This window comes from Anaerofustis butyriciformans (genome assembly GCF_036289385.1).
Lineage (GTDB): Bacteria > Bacillota > Clostridia > Eubacteriales > Anaerofustaceae > Anaerofustis > Anaerofustis butyriciformans.
Genome location: NZ_JAYFFH010000008.1, coordinates 64,444 through 80,312 on the forward strand (window position 1 = coordinate 64,444; position 15,869 = coordinate 80,312).

The 15,869-nt window shown below is 28.4% G+C and carries 14 protein-coding genes; 10 read left to right on the forward strand and 4 right to left on the reverse strand.

Annotated elements, in window-relative coordinates; genetic code table 11:
• Nucleotides 1–60 precede the first annotated feature (60 nt).
• Complete coding sequence (gene ilvA / locus V2W16_RS09950; protein WP_329385287.1) at nt 61–1,266, reverse strand: threonine ammonia-lyase; 1,206 nt, start codon at nt 1,264–1,266, stop codon at nt 61–63.
• Nucleotides 1,267–1,407: 141 nt separating this feature from the next.
• Between ilvA and V2W16_RS09955 the strand changes: the two genes are divergently transcribed.
• Nucleotides 1,408–2,604: an ATP-binding protein gene (locus tag V2W16_RS09955; protein ID WP_329385290.1), complete on the forward strand. Its 1,197-nt coding sequence runs from the start codon at nt 1,408–1,410 to the stop codon at nt 2,602–2,604.
• A 22-nt stretch (nt 2,605–2,626) separates the two neighbouring features.
• Here the strand turns inward: V2W16_RS09955 and V2W16_RS09960 are convergent, their stop codons facing one another.
• Nucleotides 2,627–3,169: a 5-formyltetrahydrofolate cyclo-ligase gene (locus V2W16_RS09960; RefSeq protein WP_329385293.1), complete on the reverse strand. Its 543-nt coding sequence runs from the start codon at nt 3,167–3,169 to the stop codon at nt 2,627–2,629.
• Nucleotides 3,170–3,171: 2 nt separating this feature from the next.
• Nucleotides 3,172–4,005: a deoxyribonuclease IV gene (locus V2W16_RS09965; RefSeq protein WP_329385296.1), complete on the reverse strand. Its 834-nt coding sequence runs from the start codon at nt 4,003–4,005 to the stop codon at nt 3,172–3,174.
• 185 nt (nt 4,006–4,190) lie between these two features.
• On the opposite strand from V2W16_RS09965, the gene V2W16_RS09970 reads away from it, so the two are divergent.
• From V2W16_RS09970 to V2W16_RS09995, 6 genes are all read left to right on the forward strand, one after another.
• Nucleotides 4,191–4,673, forward strand: coding sequence for an NADH-quinone oxidoreductase subunit NuoE family protein (locus tag V2W16_RS09970; RefSeq protein ID WP_253229931.1), 483 nt, complete (start codon nt 4,191–4,193; stop codon nt 4,671–4,673).
• Complete coding sequence (locus V2W16_RS09975) at nt 4,673–5,923, forward strand: complex I 51 kDa subunit family protein (RefSeq protein WP_329385301.1); 1,251 nt, start codon at nt 4,673–4,675, stop codon at nt 5,921–5,923. The genes V2W16_RS09970 and V2W16_RS09975 overlap by 1 nt, the downstream gene beginning before the upstream one ends.
• Before the next feature lie 2 nt (nt 5,924–5,925).
• Complete coding sequence (locus V2W16_RS09980; RefSeq protein WP_329385304.1) at nt 5,926–7,386, forward strand: [Fe-Fe] hydrogenase large subunit C-terminal domain-containing protein; 1,461 nt, start codon at nt 5,926–5,928, stop codon at nt 7,384–7,386.
• Nucleotides 7,387–7,453: 67 nt separating this feature from the next.
• Nucleotides 7,454–8,446, forward strand: a complete 993-nt coding sequence (locus tag V2W16_RS09985) for a hypothetical protein (protein WP_329385306.1) — start codon at nt 7,454–7,456, stop codon at nt 8,444–8,446.
• Between the two features lie 99 nt (nt 8,447–8,545).
• On the forward strand, nt 8,546–9,427 hold the full coding sequence (locus V2W16_RS09990; protein ID WP_329385309.1) for a glycyl-radical enzyme activating protein: 882 nt from the start codon (nt 8,546–8,548) through the stop codon (nt 9,425–9,427).
• Nucleotides 9,428–9,668: 241 nt separating this feature from the next.
• Nucleotides 9,669–10,004: a sigma-70 RNA polymerase sigma factor region 4 domain-containing protein gene (locus V2W16_RS09995; RefSeq protein ID WP_329385311.1), complete on the forward strand. Its 336-nt coding sequence runs from the start codon at nt 9,669–9,671 to the stop codon at nt 10,002–10,004.
• Nucleotides 10,005–10,027: 23 nt separating this feature from the next.
• On the opposite strand, the gene V2W16_RS10000 is transcribed toward V2W16_RS09995, so the two are convergent.
• Complete coding sequence (locus V2W16_RS10000) at nt 10,028–11,425, reverse strand: peptidoglycan D,D-transpeptidase FtsI family protein (protein ID WP_329385314.1); 1,398 nt, start codon at nt 11,423–11,425, stop codon at nt 10,028–10,030.
• 212 nt (nt 11,426–11,637) lie between these two features.
• On the opposite strand from V2W16_RS10000, the gene V2W16_RS10005 reads away from it, so the two are divergent.
• The 3 genes from V2W16_RS10005 to argS are packed head-to-tail and all read left to right on the forward strand — an operon-like array spanning nt 11,638 to nt 15,869.
• The gene (locus tag V2W16_RS10005; RefSeq protein ID WP_138269441.1) at nt 11,638–13,089 is read left to right on the forward strand and encodes a nicotinate phosphoribosyltransferase; all 1,452 of its coding nucleotides are present in this window, start codon (nt 11,638–11,640) and stop codon (nt 13,087–13,089) included.
• A gap of 17 nt (nt 13,090–13,106) precedes the next feature.
• Nucleotides 13,107–14,183, forward strand: coding sequence for a D-alanine--D-alanine ligase family protein (locus V2W16_RS10010; protein ID WP_329385318.1), 1,077 nt, complete (start codon nt 13,107–13,109; stop codon nt 14,181–14,183).
• 12 nt (nt 14,184–14,195) lie between these two features.
• Nucleotides 14,196–15,869 carry an arginine--tRNA ligase gene (gene argS / locus V2W16_RS10015; RefSeq protein ID WP_329385321.1) on the forward strand — a complete coding sequence of 558 codons (1,674 nt, stop codon included), beginning with the start codon at nt 14,196–14,198 and terminating at the stop codon, nt 15,867–15,869.

Below are 15,869 nucleotides of genomic sequence, written 5' to 3' on the forward strand. Positions count from 1 at the left end.
TTGTATCTTTTATATTTTTAAAAATAAAAAGTAAAAAAGAAACCTATTAAGGTTTCTTTTTTATACCCTTTCACTTACAATTCTAAATCCGTTTTCTGTAAGTTCTTTTTCAATTTCTTTTGCTTGTTCGCTGTCTTTTGTTTCCATTGTTATCTTAATAAAACAACTGTTTATAGGCATTTCAGGATCTCCGTTGTCGTATTGAACTCCTACAACGTTTGCTCCACATTTGCTTATTATGTTACTTACTCCAACAAGTTGTCCAGGTTTATCAGTAAGAGCAATTGTAAGAGCACTTTTCCTTCCGCTCATCACAAGCCCTCTGTCAATTACTCTGTTTAAAATGTTAACATCGATATTACCACCACTTACGATACAAACAACATTCTTGTTTTTAAGTGGAATTTTATTAAACATTGCTGCGGCAACAGATACAGCTCCTGCGCCCTCTGCAACAAGTTTTTGTTTTTCCATTAATGTTAGGATTGCTGCTGCTATTTCATCTTCTGTTACAGTTATAATGTCATCTACATATTCGCTTACTAGTTCATATGTTAAGTCTCCAGGTTCTTTAACTGCAATACCATCTGCAAATGTATTTACTGTTTCTGTTGCTTGTCTTTGATGTTCTTTTACAGATTTATACATACTTGGGGCGCCTGCGGCTTGTACACCATATATTTTACATTCAGGTTTTAGGTGTTTTATGGCATAAGCAACACCACTTATAAGTCCGCCACCTCCGATAGGAATTACAACTGCGTCTACATTTGCAAGTTGGTCTAAAATTTCAAGTCCGATTGTTCCTTGACCTGCTATTACATCTTCATCATTAAAAGGATGAATAAAAGTATATCCTTCTTCTTTTTGTAGTTCTAATGCCTTATTGTAAGCATCATCATAAGTATCACTTACAAGACAAACTTTTGCACCATAGCTTTTTGTTGCTTCTACTTTACTTATTGGTGCACCGTCAGGCATACATATTAAGCATGGTATATTACTTTTTTCGCTAGCTAACGCAACGCCTTGAGCATGGTTTCCCGCAGAGCAAGCAATAATACCTTTTTTCTTTTCTTCATCTTTTAATTGGCTTATTTTATAATAGGCACCTCTAATTTTGAAGCTACCTGTTGTTTGTAAATTTTCTGTTTTTAAATATATATTATTTTTGTCACTAAGAGCGGGTGCAATAATTAAGTCTGTTTTCCTTATTACATCTTTTAGTGTAAATGCTGCATGATAAACTTTATCTAATGTTAACATTTTAACCCTCCTTATAAATAAAAATCTATTAAATTACATTATATATTATTTTCTGAAAATTTCAAATATTTTTAATTAAATATTTAAAAAAGAAAAATTTAGTGATATACTCTTATTATATTTTTTTATAGGAGAAGAAAAATGCAACATACATTAAAAGGTTTAAATGAAAAACTGGATTCATTGGCAGTTTTTAGAAATATTTTAAATACAGATGTTATAAAAAATTTAAGAATATTATTAGATACTATTCTTGAATATGAAGATGATGAATCAATGGTATTCGTATATAGTGAATTTGTTTCATGTCTTTATAATTATGATTTTGATTTTTCAAAATACATATTTAATTTTATTTTAAATGATGAAAATTTTTATATAAAAGCTAAGGCTGCAGGGAAGAATGTTCCTGATTTTATAGAAAACTGTGTTGATGAAGAATTAAATATTCTTGATGATTTAAGTAAGTTAACACCTATTGAAATAAAAGAGTTTATTTCTTATGATGGTTTCCTACCAGCATGGGAAAATACTATGCTTGATTTAAAAGAAAAATATAAGGAAAAAGTGAATTCTTTAACTGTTACGGGTTATGGAATGTATGCAAAATATACAGCTTTTGTTCTTGATGATGATAAAATAGTTCCCGTAAAATATCCTGATTCTCAAAGACTTGAAGATTTATTTGGTTATGAAAGAGAAAGAGATTTGATAATTAAAAATACTAAAGCTCTTCTTGACGGTACAGGTGCAAGCAATATGCTTTTATATGGTGATGCAGGAACAGGAAAAAGTTCAAGTGTAAAAGCAGTTTGCAATCATTTTAAAAATGACGGTTTAAGGCTTCTTGAAATAAAGAAAAATCAATTATATAAAATACCTAATATAGTGGATGAGCTTGCGGCAAATCCATTAAAATTTGTTATATTTATTGATGATTTAAGCTTTACCGGTAATGATGATAATTTTTCAGCTCTTAAAGCTATATTGGAAGGTGGGGTTTCAGCTCTTGGTAATAATGTTGCTATTTATGCAACAAGCAATAGACGTCATTTAGTTAAAGAAACAATGTCAGAAAGACAAGGTGATGAACTTCACAGAAATGATACACTTCAGGAAACAATGAGTCTTTCTGCTAGATTTGGGCTTACAATAACATTCCAAAAACCTGATAAAAAAGCATATTTGAATATAGTTGAAAATCTTGCTAAACAATACGGTGTAGAAATGGATCTTGATGAGTTATTTACAAAGGCAGAGGCTTTTTCAATAAGACATGGTGGAAGGAGTGCAAGAACTGCAAAACAATTTGTGGAGCTTGTAAAAATAGGAATATAAAAAATACCCATATGGGTATTTTTTATTTATGAATTATATAGTCAACGGGAATATCATATTTATCTATAGGAATGCTTTCGATTATCTGTTCACTAAAGCAAAGTCCTATTTTTTTTGCTTTAAGCTTTTTGTTAGCAAAAAATTTATCGTAAAATCCTCCTCCGTATCCAATTCTGTAATTATCTTTTGCGAATACTATTCCTGGAGTTATTACAATGTCTAAAATATTTGGATTTGTAATTCTTATAAATTCTTTCTTTGGTTCGAGGATTCCATAAAATCCTTTTTCAAGCTCATCAAAGGATTTAAGTTTAGAAATATTCATTATTTTATTTTTGCTATCTATTATTGGTATATATATGTTTTTATTATTTTTTAACATATATTTAATAAATTTATGTGTATCAACTTCATTTTTAAAACTCACGAAACACATAATATTTTTAGAATTTTTAATATCTTTATTATTTATTAATTCTTCAAATATTAATTTGTTTTTTTCTTCTCTACTATGTAGGTCTTTCAATTTAAGTTGAATTTTTTCTCTTAAATCTTTTTTATTCATTTTTACTCCTTGTAATTTCCTCTTAAAAATTCTATTTCTTTTTTATACCCATCCATATCGTTTGGGGTTTCCAAAAAGAATGGTAAATGCTTTAATGCGGGATGATTAACAAATCTTATTATTGGTTCTAATTTTAAAAAGCCTTCTCCGATTTTGGCATGTCTGTCTTTATTTGTATTGAAGTCATTTAATGTATCATTTAAGTGAATTGCTTTTAATCTATCAAGTCCAATGATTTTATCAAAATCGGTTAAAACTTTATCTAAATTATTTACAATATCATAACCTGCGCAGTAAACATGACAAGTATCCAAACATACTCCCATTTTATCTTTCAAGTTTACTCTGTCAATGATTTCTCTAAGTTCCTCAAAACTTCTCCCAATTTCGCTGCCTTTTCCTGACATTGTTTCAAGTAAAATAAATGTATCGTCATCTTCCTTTATACATTCATTTAAAATATCGGTAATTCTTGTTATTCCTATTTCAACGTTATCTGTTGTGTAGCTTCCAGGATGAAAGTTATATAATTTTGAAGGGATTTGATTCATTATATCTAAATCCATTCTAAATATTTCTTTTGCAGCTTCTCTTACATCTTCTTTTGCTGATGCCATATTTAGAGTGTATGGTGCATGGGCAAGTATTGGGGCAAAATTATTATCTTGTATTATTTTTGTTAAAGCTTCAACATCTTTTTCGTTTAATTCTTTTGATTTTCCTCCTCTTGGGTTTCTTGTAAAAAACTGAAATGTATTTGCGTTTATTTTTAAAGCTTCTTCTCCTGCTTTTTTATATCCTTTTGCTATTGATATGTGTGGTCCTATATTTAACATTTTTTTTCTCCTAAAAATTTTATTATATTTAAGTATAAGAAATTTATAATAAAAATCAAACAATTATTATAAAATTAATAGGGATTTATTTTAAATAAATATTCAATGGATTGTAAATTAATTGAATATTCTGTATTTTTTTGATATAATATTGTAGATTATATTTAATTGGGAGGTACGCTGTTTTGAAGTTATCAGAAGAACAAAAAAAGGTTTGTAATAACATAATAGAATATTATGATAATAACCCATCGAATTTGCTTCAAATTTTATTAAAAATTCAAAGACAAATTCCTGGGAGATTTATAAACTTGGATACAGCTGAGTATATAGCAAGCAAGATGAATATTCCTCTTAGTAACGTATCAGAAGTTGTAACATATTTTGATGCGTTAAGCACTGAAAAAAGAGGAAAGTACATACTTGGTTTATGTAATGCAACTGCTTGCAGTTTAAACGGTAAAGACGAAATAAGAGAAATTTTTGAAAGAGAACTTGGTATTAAAGCAGGTCAAACTACTGAAGATGGTTTATTTACATTGGAATTGGTTCCTTGCTTTGGTGCTTGCGACATTGCTCCTGCGGTTAGGGTAAATGACAATGTTGTTGGAAAATTAAATGAAAAGAAAGTTAAAGCTTTAATTGCTAAATTAAGGGAGGCTAAATAATGGGACAAGTAAAATATATTTCTAAAGATTATGGAACATATGATGCCTTCAATATTGATGAATATATAAAAAGAGGCGGTTTTAGCGGACTTAAAAAAGCTATTGAACAAGGATATGAAAAGACTACAGATGATGTAGCTAAAAGCGGACTTCAAGGAAGAGGTGGTGCAAACTATCCTACAGGAAAAAAACTTGCTCAAGCAAGAGAAGCTGTTGGAGATGAAGAAAGATATGTTCTTTGTAATGCAGATGAAGGAGAACCAGGAACATTTAAAGATAAATATTTACTTAAAAACGGTATTTATAAAGTAATTGAAGGTATTATAATTGCAGCTTACTGTGCGGGAGCAAATACCGGACATATTTATGTAAGAGAAGAGTATACTTTCATGCATAAAGATATTGAATATGCAATAAAACAAGTTTATGATAAAGGATTTTTAGGTAAAGATATTTTATCAAGTGGTTTTAATTTTGAATTATCTCTTTTCTCAGGCGGTGGCTCTTATGTTTGTGGGGAAGGTTTCGCAATGTGCGAAAGTATCGAAGGAAAGAGCGGAAGACCTAGAAGTAAACCACCTTATGTAAAACAATGTGGTCTACACAGTAAACCTACTCTTGTAATAAATGTTGAGACTGTTAGTGTAATAGCCACAATGATGCAAAACGGATATGAAACAGTATTAAAATATGGTGTTGAAGATTGTCCTGGAACAAAGATGATAAGTGTAAGTGGAAAGGTTAAAAAACCTGGTGTTTATGAAGTTGAATTTGGTACAACTGTTCAAAATATTATAAAAATCGCAGGTGGAATAAGAAACGATAAACAACCTAAATTCGTACAACTTGGGGGTGCCAGCGGTACTATTGTACCTTATGAAAAACTTAATATTCCTTATACATATTCAGGAATGAAGCAAGTAAAAGGAAGTATTGGTTCAGGGGCAATTGTAGTTGGGGATGAAGATGATAGCGTAATTGATTATTTATCTGTTGTTGAAGATTTCTTCTATCATGAAAGCTGTGGTAAATGTGTTCCATGCAGAGAAGGTAATAGACAACTTAAGATGATTATGGATAGATTCAAGAAAAAAGAAGGCACTTTAAAAGATTTAAAAAACTATGTAAGAATAGTTAATGCTTTGGATGCGTCATTATGCGGAAGCGGTAGAACTCAAATTACACCGTTTATCAGTGCATATACTTATTTTTCCGATGAATTTAAGGGTGCACTTAAAGGGGAGGAATAGAAGTGATAAATTTAACTATTGATAATAAACCAGTAAGTGTAAAAGAAGGTACAACAATTTTAGATGCAGCAAAACAAGCCGGTATTGAAATTCCTACACTTTGTTATTTGAAAGACGTAAATAAACCTGCTTCTTGCAGAATGTGTATGGTTGATGTATCAGGAAGACTTTCTCCTTCATGTGTAACACCTGTATGGGAAGGTATGGAAGTAAAGACTCAAACAAAAAGATTAAGAGGAATTAGAAAAACAATACTTGAATTAACTCTTGCAAATCATAACTGTGATTGTACTATTTGTGAAAAAAGCGGTAATTGTAAATTACAAACTTTAGCAAATACATATTTGACAGGTCCAAGTGATTTTGAAACTTGTTTTGAAAAAGGCTTTGATGATTCTTCAAACTGTGTAACAAGAGATTACAGTAAATGTATTAAATGCGGAAGATGCGTAAGTATTTGTAAAGATAAAGTTGGTGCAAAAGCTATTTCTTTTGTAAACAGAAGTGATAGCACAACAGTATCTACTCCTTTTGATATTCCTGTAATTAACAGTGATTGTATAGGATGTGGTCAATGTATTTCAGTTTGTCCAACAGGTGCATTAGTTGAAAAGGGTACAACTGAAGAATTATATTATTTGCTAGGTGAAGATACTTATTACAATATTTGCTTATTGTCATATGGCACATATGAATCTTTATCAAAAGGTTTAGGTGTTGATGATGCACTTATTAAAGCAAAAGTTGTTGATGTTTTAAATAAACTTGGTTTTAGCGAAGTAATTGATTATGAAGAATATTTAATAAAAGAAATGAATGCTATTGCATACATCTTAAAAGAAAATATGGCTGAAGGAAAACCTTTAATATATGCTTGTTCACCTGGAATAAGAAAAGAAATAGAAGACGTTTATCCTGAAGCTGATAATTATTTTGTAAATCTTCCAAAAATAAGAAAAGATATCAACATGAAATTTAAAGAAGATTACTTAGATAGAAACATAGATAAAGATGTTCATTTAACAAGAGTTGAAAATTGTACTGCTTTCTTAAATGAAAATGAAGAAACAAGTGGTGTTGATATATCAATTACTACAAATCAACTTGTAAACTTAATTAAAACAAGCGGTATAGATTTAAATAAAGCTAATAATAAGCCTCTTGATACTCTTGATTATACAGGAATATTTAATCCTTATTTCTTAAGCGTAAATACAGCATATGCTATTATAAGACTTGGAGATAAGTCTTCGATTAAGAATGATAAAGGTAATATAAAGGAATTTTCATTTGAATTATCAGATGGTAAAGAAATAAAATGTGCTGTTGTAAATGGATTAAAACAATCTAAAGAAGAAGTTGAAAAGATTATAAACAAAGAAAGCGAATACGATTTTGTATGTGTTATTCCTTGTGAAGGCGGATGTGTTAACGGTGGAGGAAGACCAGTAGACGTTAAGTAGTTTAAATAATAAAATAAAAAGATTATTCATATATATGAATAATCTTTTTTTTATTTGGAGGGAAAATATGCAAATTCATTTTTTAAGAGAAAATGAAAATATTGATGATTTAAGTATATTATATTCGGTAGAAAAAAATAAAATAATGGAAGCAAATAAATTTAGAGGCGATAAGCTAAGAGATAATCAAGTAATTATCCCATGTGATGATTTTTATTATTTTAAAAAGTATGAAGAGAGTATAGAAAGTATACTTAGTAAATTTGATATAGCAAAAGAAGAATTATATTCTTTAAATAAAAGTCCCTTATGTTTTAAAGATGGAGGAATAAGGTTAAAATTAAAGCAAAAGAAAAAATATATAAAAGTGTATTCTTTGGTAGATTTAACAATGGGGAGCAATTGTTTTATAGAGGCTGATTTGGAAAATTCCTATGTAAACTCTTTTATTGGATATAATACTGCTTATGACGAAAATGATGATATTGAAGATTTTTATTTAAAGAAAATATCAGAAATAGAAAATAAGGAAGTTAGTTTAATTATTCATAATAAAGTTTTTGATTCTGTTAAAACTTTCATTCAATATATAGATTTGAAATTTGATAAAAAATATTATAAAGAAGTAAATATTTATTATGACATTACTAAAGTAGATTTTGATGAATTAATAGCAAATATTAATCATTCTTATTTTAAATTTAATATTGTTTTAGATATATCTTTATTAAATAAAGTATTAGAGAATGAAGATATTGTAAAAAAGATAAATGATAATTTTGATAAAATTTTCATTTTGCCTACATATATAAGCGATAAAAAGAGTTTATCCTTTGATGAATATAATAAGTTTTTAGAAGAAATAAGTGTTTTTAAAAGGGATAAAATTGCAGTAGGACTTAATTTGAATAATTCTGATAACATAAATTTAATTGAGCTTATGAAAATAATTAATTTGATTTATAACAAAGATATATCTTCTTTGATAATATATTCATGTTCAAACAGATTCTTTCAAATAAATTATATTTTAAATCATTTTTTTATAATAAATAGTTAAATAATATATTTTGATATTTGAGTAAAATATATTATAATAATATGGAATACACTGAATTTAAAAATATTTCTAACATAAGATACAAAAAAAGGAGATTTTATGGAAGGGTTAATATATAAAATAGATAAATATTCTACTCAAAACGGTCCTGGTTTTAGAACTGTTGTTTATATGAAAGGTTCATCTTTAAATATCCCATGGGGAGAACATCCTGAAGCTTTAAGTAAAAATATTGAAATGCTTTATGATAAAGAAAAATGTAATATGTGCTATAAATGTATAGAAGCATGTAATGAAAGAATGCTTGCAGAAGAAGAAAATAGAGTTTTTGAATGCACAAAATGTGGTAAATGTGTAGATGCTTGTCCAATGGGAGCCAGAAAACTTATAGGTGAAAGAGTTTCTGCTGATGAATTAATTAAAAGAATAATGCCGGAAATACAGTATTATAAAGCAAGCGGAGGCGGAGTTACTTTTGCCGGCGGTGAACCTATGCTTCAAGAAGAATTTTTACTTGAGGTTATAAAAAAACTTAAAGAAAAAGATATTAATGTAGCAGTTTCCACAAGCGGTTTTATAGATTATAAAATAATGGAAAAATTTATTCCTTATGTTGATTATTTTATTTATCACTTTAATTTGGTAAATAAAAAAGTACATGAAAAATATACAGGACAAAGTAATGAAATAATAATTGAAAATTTAAAGAAAGTATGTTTTATGTCTAAAGTTATTATTTCAATTACGTTTATTAATGAAGTAAATTGTAATATGAACGAATTAAAACAAATTGTCGGCTTTATGTCTAAATTAGAACTGTATGGAATTGTAATAAAAGGATATAGTAATAAAAATGAACATATGTATCGTTTGCTTGGAAAAGAGCAGAAATATACATTCCATCGCCCGGAAAAGAAAACATTAACCAATATCGGTAATTTATTTTCAAGACTTTGTGATAATATACAAGTTGTTTCTTAAAATATGACAAAGTAGTATAAATTTATTCCATAGCTTACTTGTTTTTTATAATGGGAAATATATATAATATGTGTATGATTAATGTATAATTAAAGCTAAATTTTTATGTTTATACATTAGAATATTAAAAATAAAAAGAATATTAGCAAAGATTATAGTTATATCATTACAGGTTGTCAAAATGAATTTCTTTTACTATTCTTTTTATTTTCTTTTAAATTTAATTAGGAGATAGGGGATTATGGCTAAGAGTGAAAATTATAAGATTTTTGAAAAAAGAATAAAGGGAATGAATTTTAAAAGAAAAAGACTTGTATTAATTGAACAACTTGAAATATGTGATGAAGAAATTATGAACGAAAAAAGAGCAATTGAAAAAGAATTATCGTTTTTTGAAAGTGCACTTGATTCTTTGGAAGAGATGGACAGAAATATTATAGAATCTAATTATTTTGAAAAAATGAGTATGGTTAAAATTGCGCAAGAAACTAACTATGATGCAAGTGTATGTTCTAGAAAAAAAGTAAAAGCAGTTAAGAATCTTATGTATCTTATGACAGGAATAAAAGAAGATTAAAAGAAGGTTTTAACCTTCTTTTTTTAATCTTCCATTTTTAAAAGAGTATTTGCAATATTATCAAAAATTTCAAGAGCAGTTCCTGAACCATATCCTCCGTTTTCAATAAATACTGTCATTGAATATTTAGGGTTATTATATGGAAAATATCCGCTAAACCAGGCGTGAGGAGTTTCTTTTGTATTTTCTGCGGTTCCCGTTTTCCCTGCAAGTCCACCATAATTATCAATAGAATTATTCTTTGCAGTTCCTTTTGTACATACCATTCTTAGAGCTTTCTGTAGGGTTTTTATGGTGTTATCACTAAGCTTCATATCAAATATCTTATTTTCTTTTGTTTCTTTTATTTTTCCATTTTGAGATGTTACACTTTCCACAATATATGGGTAATTGGTTTTTCCTCCGTTTGCTATGGCTGACATTATTGTATTCATCATTAGAGGTGTCGCTTGAACGTTTCCTTGTCCCAAAGCAAGATTAAACGTATCTAGGTTGTTGTATATATTATCTGGAACAAATGAATAATAGTCGTTATATTCTAATATGAAGTTTTTGTTTTTATTTGTTTTATCATTGACGCTTCCAAATCCAAGTTCTTTTGCATAATCTATAATTTTATTTGAAGTAATGTTTCCGTTTTTATCTTTTATATTTAATCTTGTTGCAAGAGTATAAAAAACTTCATTGCATGATTTTGCAAAACCATCTAAAACTGTTAATTTCCCATGCCCCTTTCCTTCGTTACAATATCTTGTTACTCCGTCAATATTTATTTTACCGTTGCAGTTAAACTCTTCATCTAAATCAACTACATTATTTTCAAGTGCAAGAGCTAATGTTAAAATTTTAAATACACTTCCGGGCTGATATGAAAGAACATTTTTATTTAGGGTTTCATCGCTTGAATACATTGTAATTATTTCACCTGTTGTGACGTCTGTTATTACTACACTGGCACCTTTTAAGTTGTTTTTTGTTAAATATTCTTTTACACAAGATTCTGTATATTTTTGTACATGATAATCTATTGTTGTATTAATATTATACCCTTCGTTTATATGGTCGTTAACTGCTAAATAATTATTTTGGTTTATTGTTTGTCCCGTTGCATCTATTTGTGAAAGGATTTTAATTGCCTCCCCTCCGTTTAGCTGCTTATCATAATATAATTGAAGACCGCTTACTCCACTAACTGCTTGATTTGTTGTAGTTTCCTCGTTTATTTGAATATTTCCGATAAAAGTTTTTCCTATAGGGAAATTTATATTATTTTGAATATTTAATTTTAAATTGTCAAAAGAACTGTTATCAGAAAAGTTTATTCCGTTTCTATCTAATATTGCACCACGAGGATAATAAGTTTGTATAACTGTTTCGTATTGAGATGAAAGTTTATTTATGTTATCTTTATCTTGAAACATGAAGGCTTTTATTACAAAAATTGTTAATAAAGTAAATAAAATAATAATAAATATGGATAAAATTTTAATTCTTTCTTGTATTATTTTTTGAAACATATTATAAGTATTGCTATAATATGGTTTTTTATACTATTTTTAATGATTTTTAGAAAAAAAGTGATATAATATTTAATTATACATGACATTTAAATGTAATAAATGGGAGTTTAGATATGGAAAAACAAAGGAAGCTTGAATTAGCTACTGATTTTTATCAATTAAGCGTAAGTAACGTTTATGAAGCAAAGGGGTTTAAAGACAGAAAAGCCGTTTTTGATGTCTTTATAAGAAGAAATCCTTTTGAAGGAGGATATTCTGTTTTTGCAGGATTAGAACAAGTAATAGATTATATTAATAATTTAAAGTTTGATGATGATGACATAAAAATGTTAAAAGAAAATCATCCTGAACTAACTGATAGTTTTTTAGAATATTTAAGAAACTTTAAATTCAGCGGTGAAATATATGCAATGGAAGAAGGAGAAATATTCTTTCCTTCAGAACCTGTTTTAAGAGTAAAGACAAATTTAATTGAAGCTCAGATAATAGAAACTGCAATTTTAGCGATAATTAATCATCAAAGTTTAATTGCAACAAAAGCTTCAAGAATATGTTCTGCTGCCGGAACTTATGACCCTGTACTTGATTTTGGACTTAGAAGAGCTCATGGAACAGAAGCAGGTCTTTACGGTGCAAGAGCATGTATTATAGGCGGTTGTGTAGGAACTAGTAATGTAGAGGCTGAATATTGCTGGGATACAGTTTCTAAAGGAACTATATCTCATGCTTTTATTATGGCTTTTGATAAAGAGATAGATGCTTTTAGAGCATATGCAAAATATAATCCGGACAATTTAATACTTCTTGCGGATACTTATGATACACTTAACAGCGGTGTTAAAAATGCAATACAGGTATTTACGGAAGAAAGAGAAGCAGGAAGATTAAAAGGAGCTTATGGTATAAGACTTGACAGCGGAGATTTAACATATTTATCTGTAAAAGCAAGAGAAATGTTTGATGAAGCAGGATTTGAAAGTGCTGTTATAAGTGCATCAAATGATTTAGATGAATATATTATTTCTGATTTAAGAAATCAAGGTGCTAAGATTGGAATGTACGGAGTAGGGACAAAAATGATTACTGCAGACGGTACTAGTGCTTTGGGTGGAGTATATAAACTTGCTGCGATAGAAAGAAACGGAAAATTATCACCAAAAATAAAAGTATCTAATGATCCAATTAAGATAACAAATCCGGGATATAAGAAAGTTTTAAGATTTTATGATAATCGTACGAATATAGCTATTGCTGATTTAATAACATTAAATGATGAGATTATAGATGAAACAAAACCTTTAACAATATACCATCCTGTTCATACATGGAAGAAAAGAACTTTGGAAAATTTCCATGTAAAAGAATTATTAAAACCTATTTTTATTGATGGGAAACAGGTTTATGAGTCTCCAAAATTATCTGAAATAAGAGAAAATCATTTGGTTGCTAAGAGTACATTCTGGCCAGAATATTTAAGACTTATTAATCCAAGTGAATATCACGTTGATATTTCTGATAATTTATTTGACATTAAAAAAGACTTACTTGCATCTGTGCAAAAATAATTTTTAAGGAGTATTAAATGAACAATAAAAAAAATGTAGGTATTATATTCGGTGGTAAATCCGGAGAATATGATGTCTCTTTGTTGTCTGCATATAATGTTATAAACGGAATCGACAAAGAAAAATATGATTTAACTTTGATTGGAATATCACTTGAAGGTAAATTTTATATTTACAAAGGTGATGTTGAAAAAATAAAAAATAATGAATGGATTAATGATAGCGAAAATTTAATATCTGAATTCTCACTTTTTGATGATGAAATAATTAAAAATATAGATATAATTTTCCCTGTTCTTCATGGACAAAACGGTGAAGATGGAAGAATTCAAGGTTTATTTGAAATGATGAATAAACCATATGTTGGCTGTGAAGTAATGACTTCTGCAGTTTGTATGGATAAAGATATTGCCAAAAGAGTATTTAAAAGCGTAGATATACCTGTTGTTGACGATGTTTTAGTATTTAATACGGATATTGAAAGTGATAAACTTTTAAATGAAACGATAGAAAAATGTGAAAAAAATCTTCCATATCCTATGTTTGTAAAACCTGTAAACATGGGCTCAAGTGTTGGTATTTCAAAAGCAAAGGATAGACAAGGTTTAATAGATGCACTAAAAAAAGCGGTACAGTTTGATACAAAAATATTGGTTGAAAAGGCAATTAATGCAAGAGAAATAGAAGTTGCTGTTCTTGGAAATTCTCATCCAGAGGCTTCTTATCCAGGAGAAATTGTTTCATGTAAAGAATTTTACGATTATGAAGCAAAATATTTATCAGGTGATGACAGCAGAATAGATATACCTGCAAAGGTTAGCGATGATATTATAGAAAAAATAAGAACTTATGCCGTTAGGGCTTTTAAAGCTGTTGGAGGAAGCGGTTTATCCAGAGTAGATTTTTTCCTTGATAAAGATAACGGTAATTTATACTTAAATGAAGTTAATACACTTCCCGGTTTTACAAATATAAGTATGTATGCAAAAATGTGGGACTATATGGGAGTTAAATATTCTGATTTAATAGATAAGCTTATTGATTTAGGTTTTGAAAGATATGAAATAAAACATAAACTAACAATAAAAGAATAATAGGAGAAGGTAATGTTCGGAAAGAAAACAAGAGAAAAAGAAATTATAGCATTAGTAAAAGATTCAATAAATAAATGTATAGATGAAAAATTAATAGAAATAAGTAAAGAAGATATTCCATCTATAAAAGTGGAAGTACCAAGAGAAGAAAAATTTGGTGATTTTAGTGTTAATACTGCAATGCAACTTGCAAAAAAGGCAAGATGTAATCCTAGACTTATTGCCGAAAATATTGTAAAAAATATTGATACAAAAGATTCATATGTAAAAGATATTTCAATCGCAGGTGCTGGATTTATTAACTTTACATTAGACAATAAATGGTTATATGATGAAATGGAAAAAGTAATTTCATTAAAAGAAAAATACGGTAAAATCGTTGAAGAAAATCCGAAAACTGTTGATGTTGAATATGTAAGTGCAAATCCAACTGGTCCTCTTCATATAGGAAATGCAAGAGGTGGCGCAATAGGTGATGTTATAAGTAATATTTTTACTTGGGCAGGATATAAAGTAACAAAAGAATTTTATTTGAATGATGCCGGAAATCAAATTATAAAATTTGGTCAATCTTTACAAGCAAGATATTTACAGGCTTTAGGACATGATGTTGAGTTTCCTGAAGATGGTTATAAGGGTGACGATATAATTGAACTTGCCAAAATGCATATTGAATTATATGGAAATAAACTTGAAAACGTTGATGAAGAAGAAAGACAACATAAACTTGTTGAATTTGCTCTTGACAAGAATGTTACCAATATGGTTAATGACCTTAAAAATTATGGTATAAATTATGATGTATTTTTCAGTGAAAAAACACTTCATAATTCAGGTGCAATAACTGATGTTATTGATAAAATGAAAGAAATGGGAAGTGTATATGAAAAAGATGATGCAGTATGGTTCAAAGGTACTGATTACGGACTTGAAAAAGATGAAGTTTTAATAAGAAAAAATGGGGTACCTACTTATTATGCTGCTGATATTGCATATCATTATGATAAATTGGTAAAAAGAAATATTGATTATGCAATAAACGTATGGGGCGCAGATCATCATGGACATGTTGCAAGACTTAAAAAAGCTATGGTTGCTCTTGGAGTAAGTGAAGATAGATTAGAAGTAATTTTAATGCAGTTAGTTCGTCTAGTTAAAGGTGATGAACAAGTTAGAATGTCTAAAAGAAAAGGTAATATTTTTACATTATCTGACTTGGTTGATGAAGTAGGAAAAGATGCTGCAAGATTTATTTTTAACTACAATAAACCAAATACACATATGGATTTTGATCTTGATCTTGCTATTAAAAAATCAAGTGAAAACCCTGTATTTTACGTTCAATATGCACATGCAAGAATTTGCAGTATTATAAGAAATATCAATAAAGAAGTGAAAATAGAAAACTTTGATTTACTTGATAAAAAAGAAGAATTAAACTTACTTAAAGTTATTGCAAACTTTAGTGATGAAGTAATAAAGGCAAGTAAAGATTTAGATCCAAGTAAAATAACAAAATATGCTATGGATTTAGCTTCTGCTTTCCATTCATTCTATAATGCTCATAGAGTAATCGTAGATGATGAAAAATTGCTTAATGCAAGACTTGCTTTGGTTGTTGCAACAAGAGAAGTATTAAGTAATACATTGAGTATATTAGGTGTAAGTGCTCCAGAAAAAATGTAG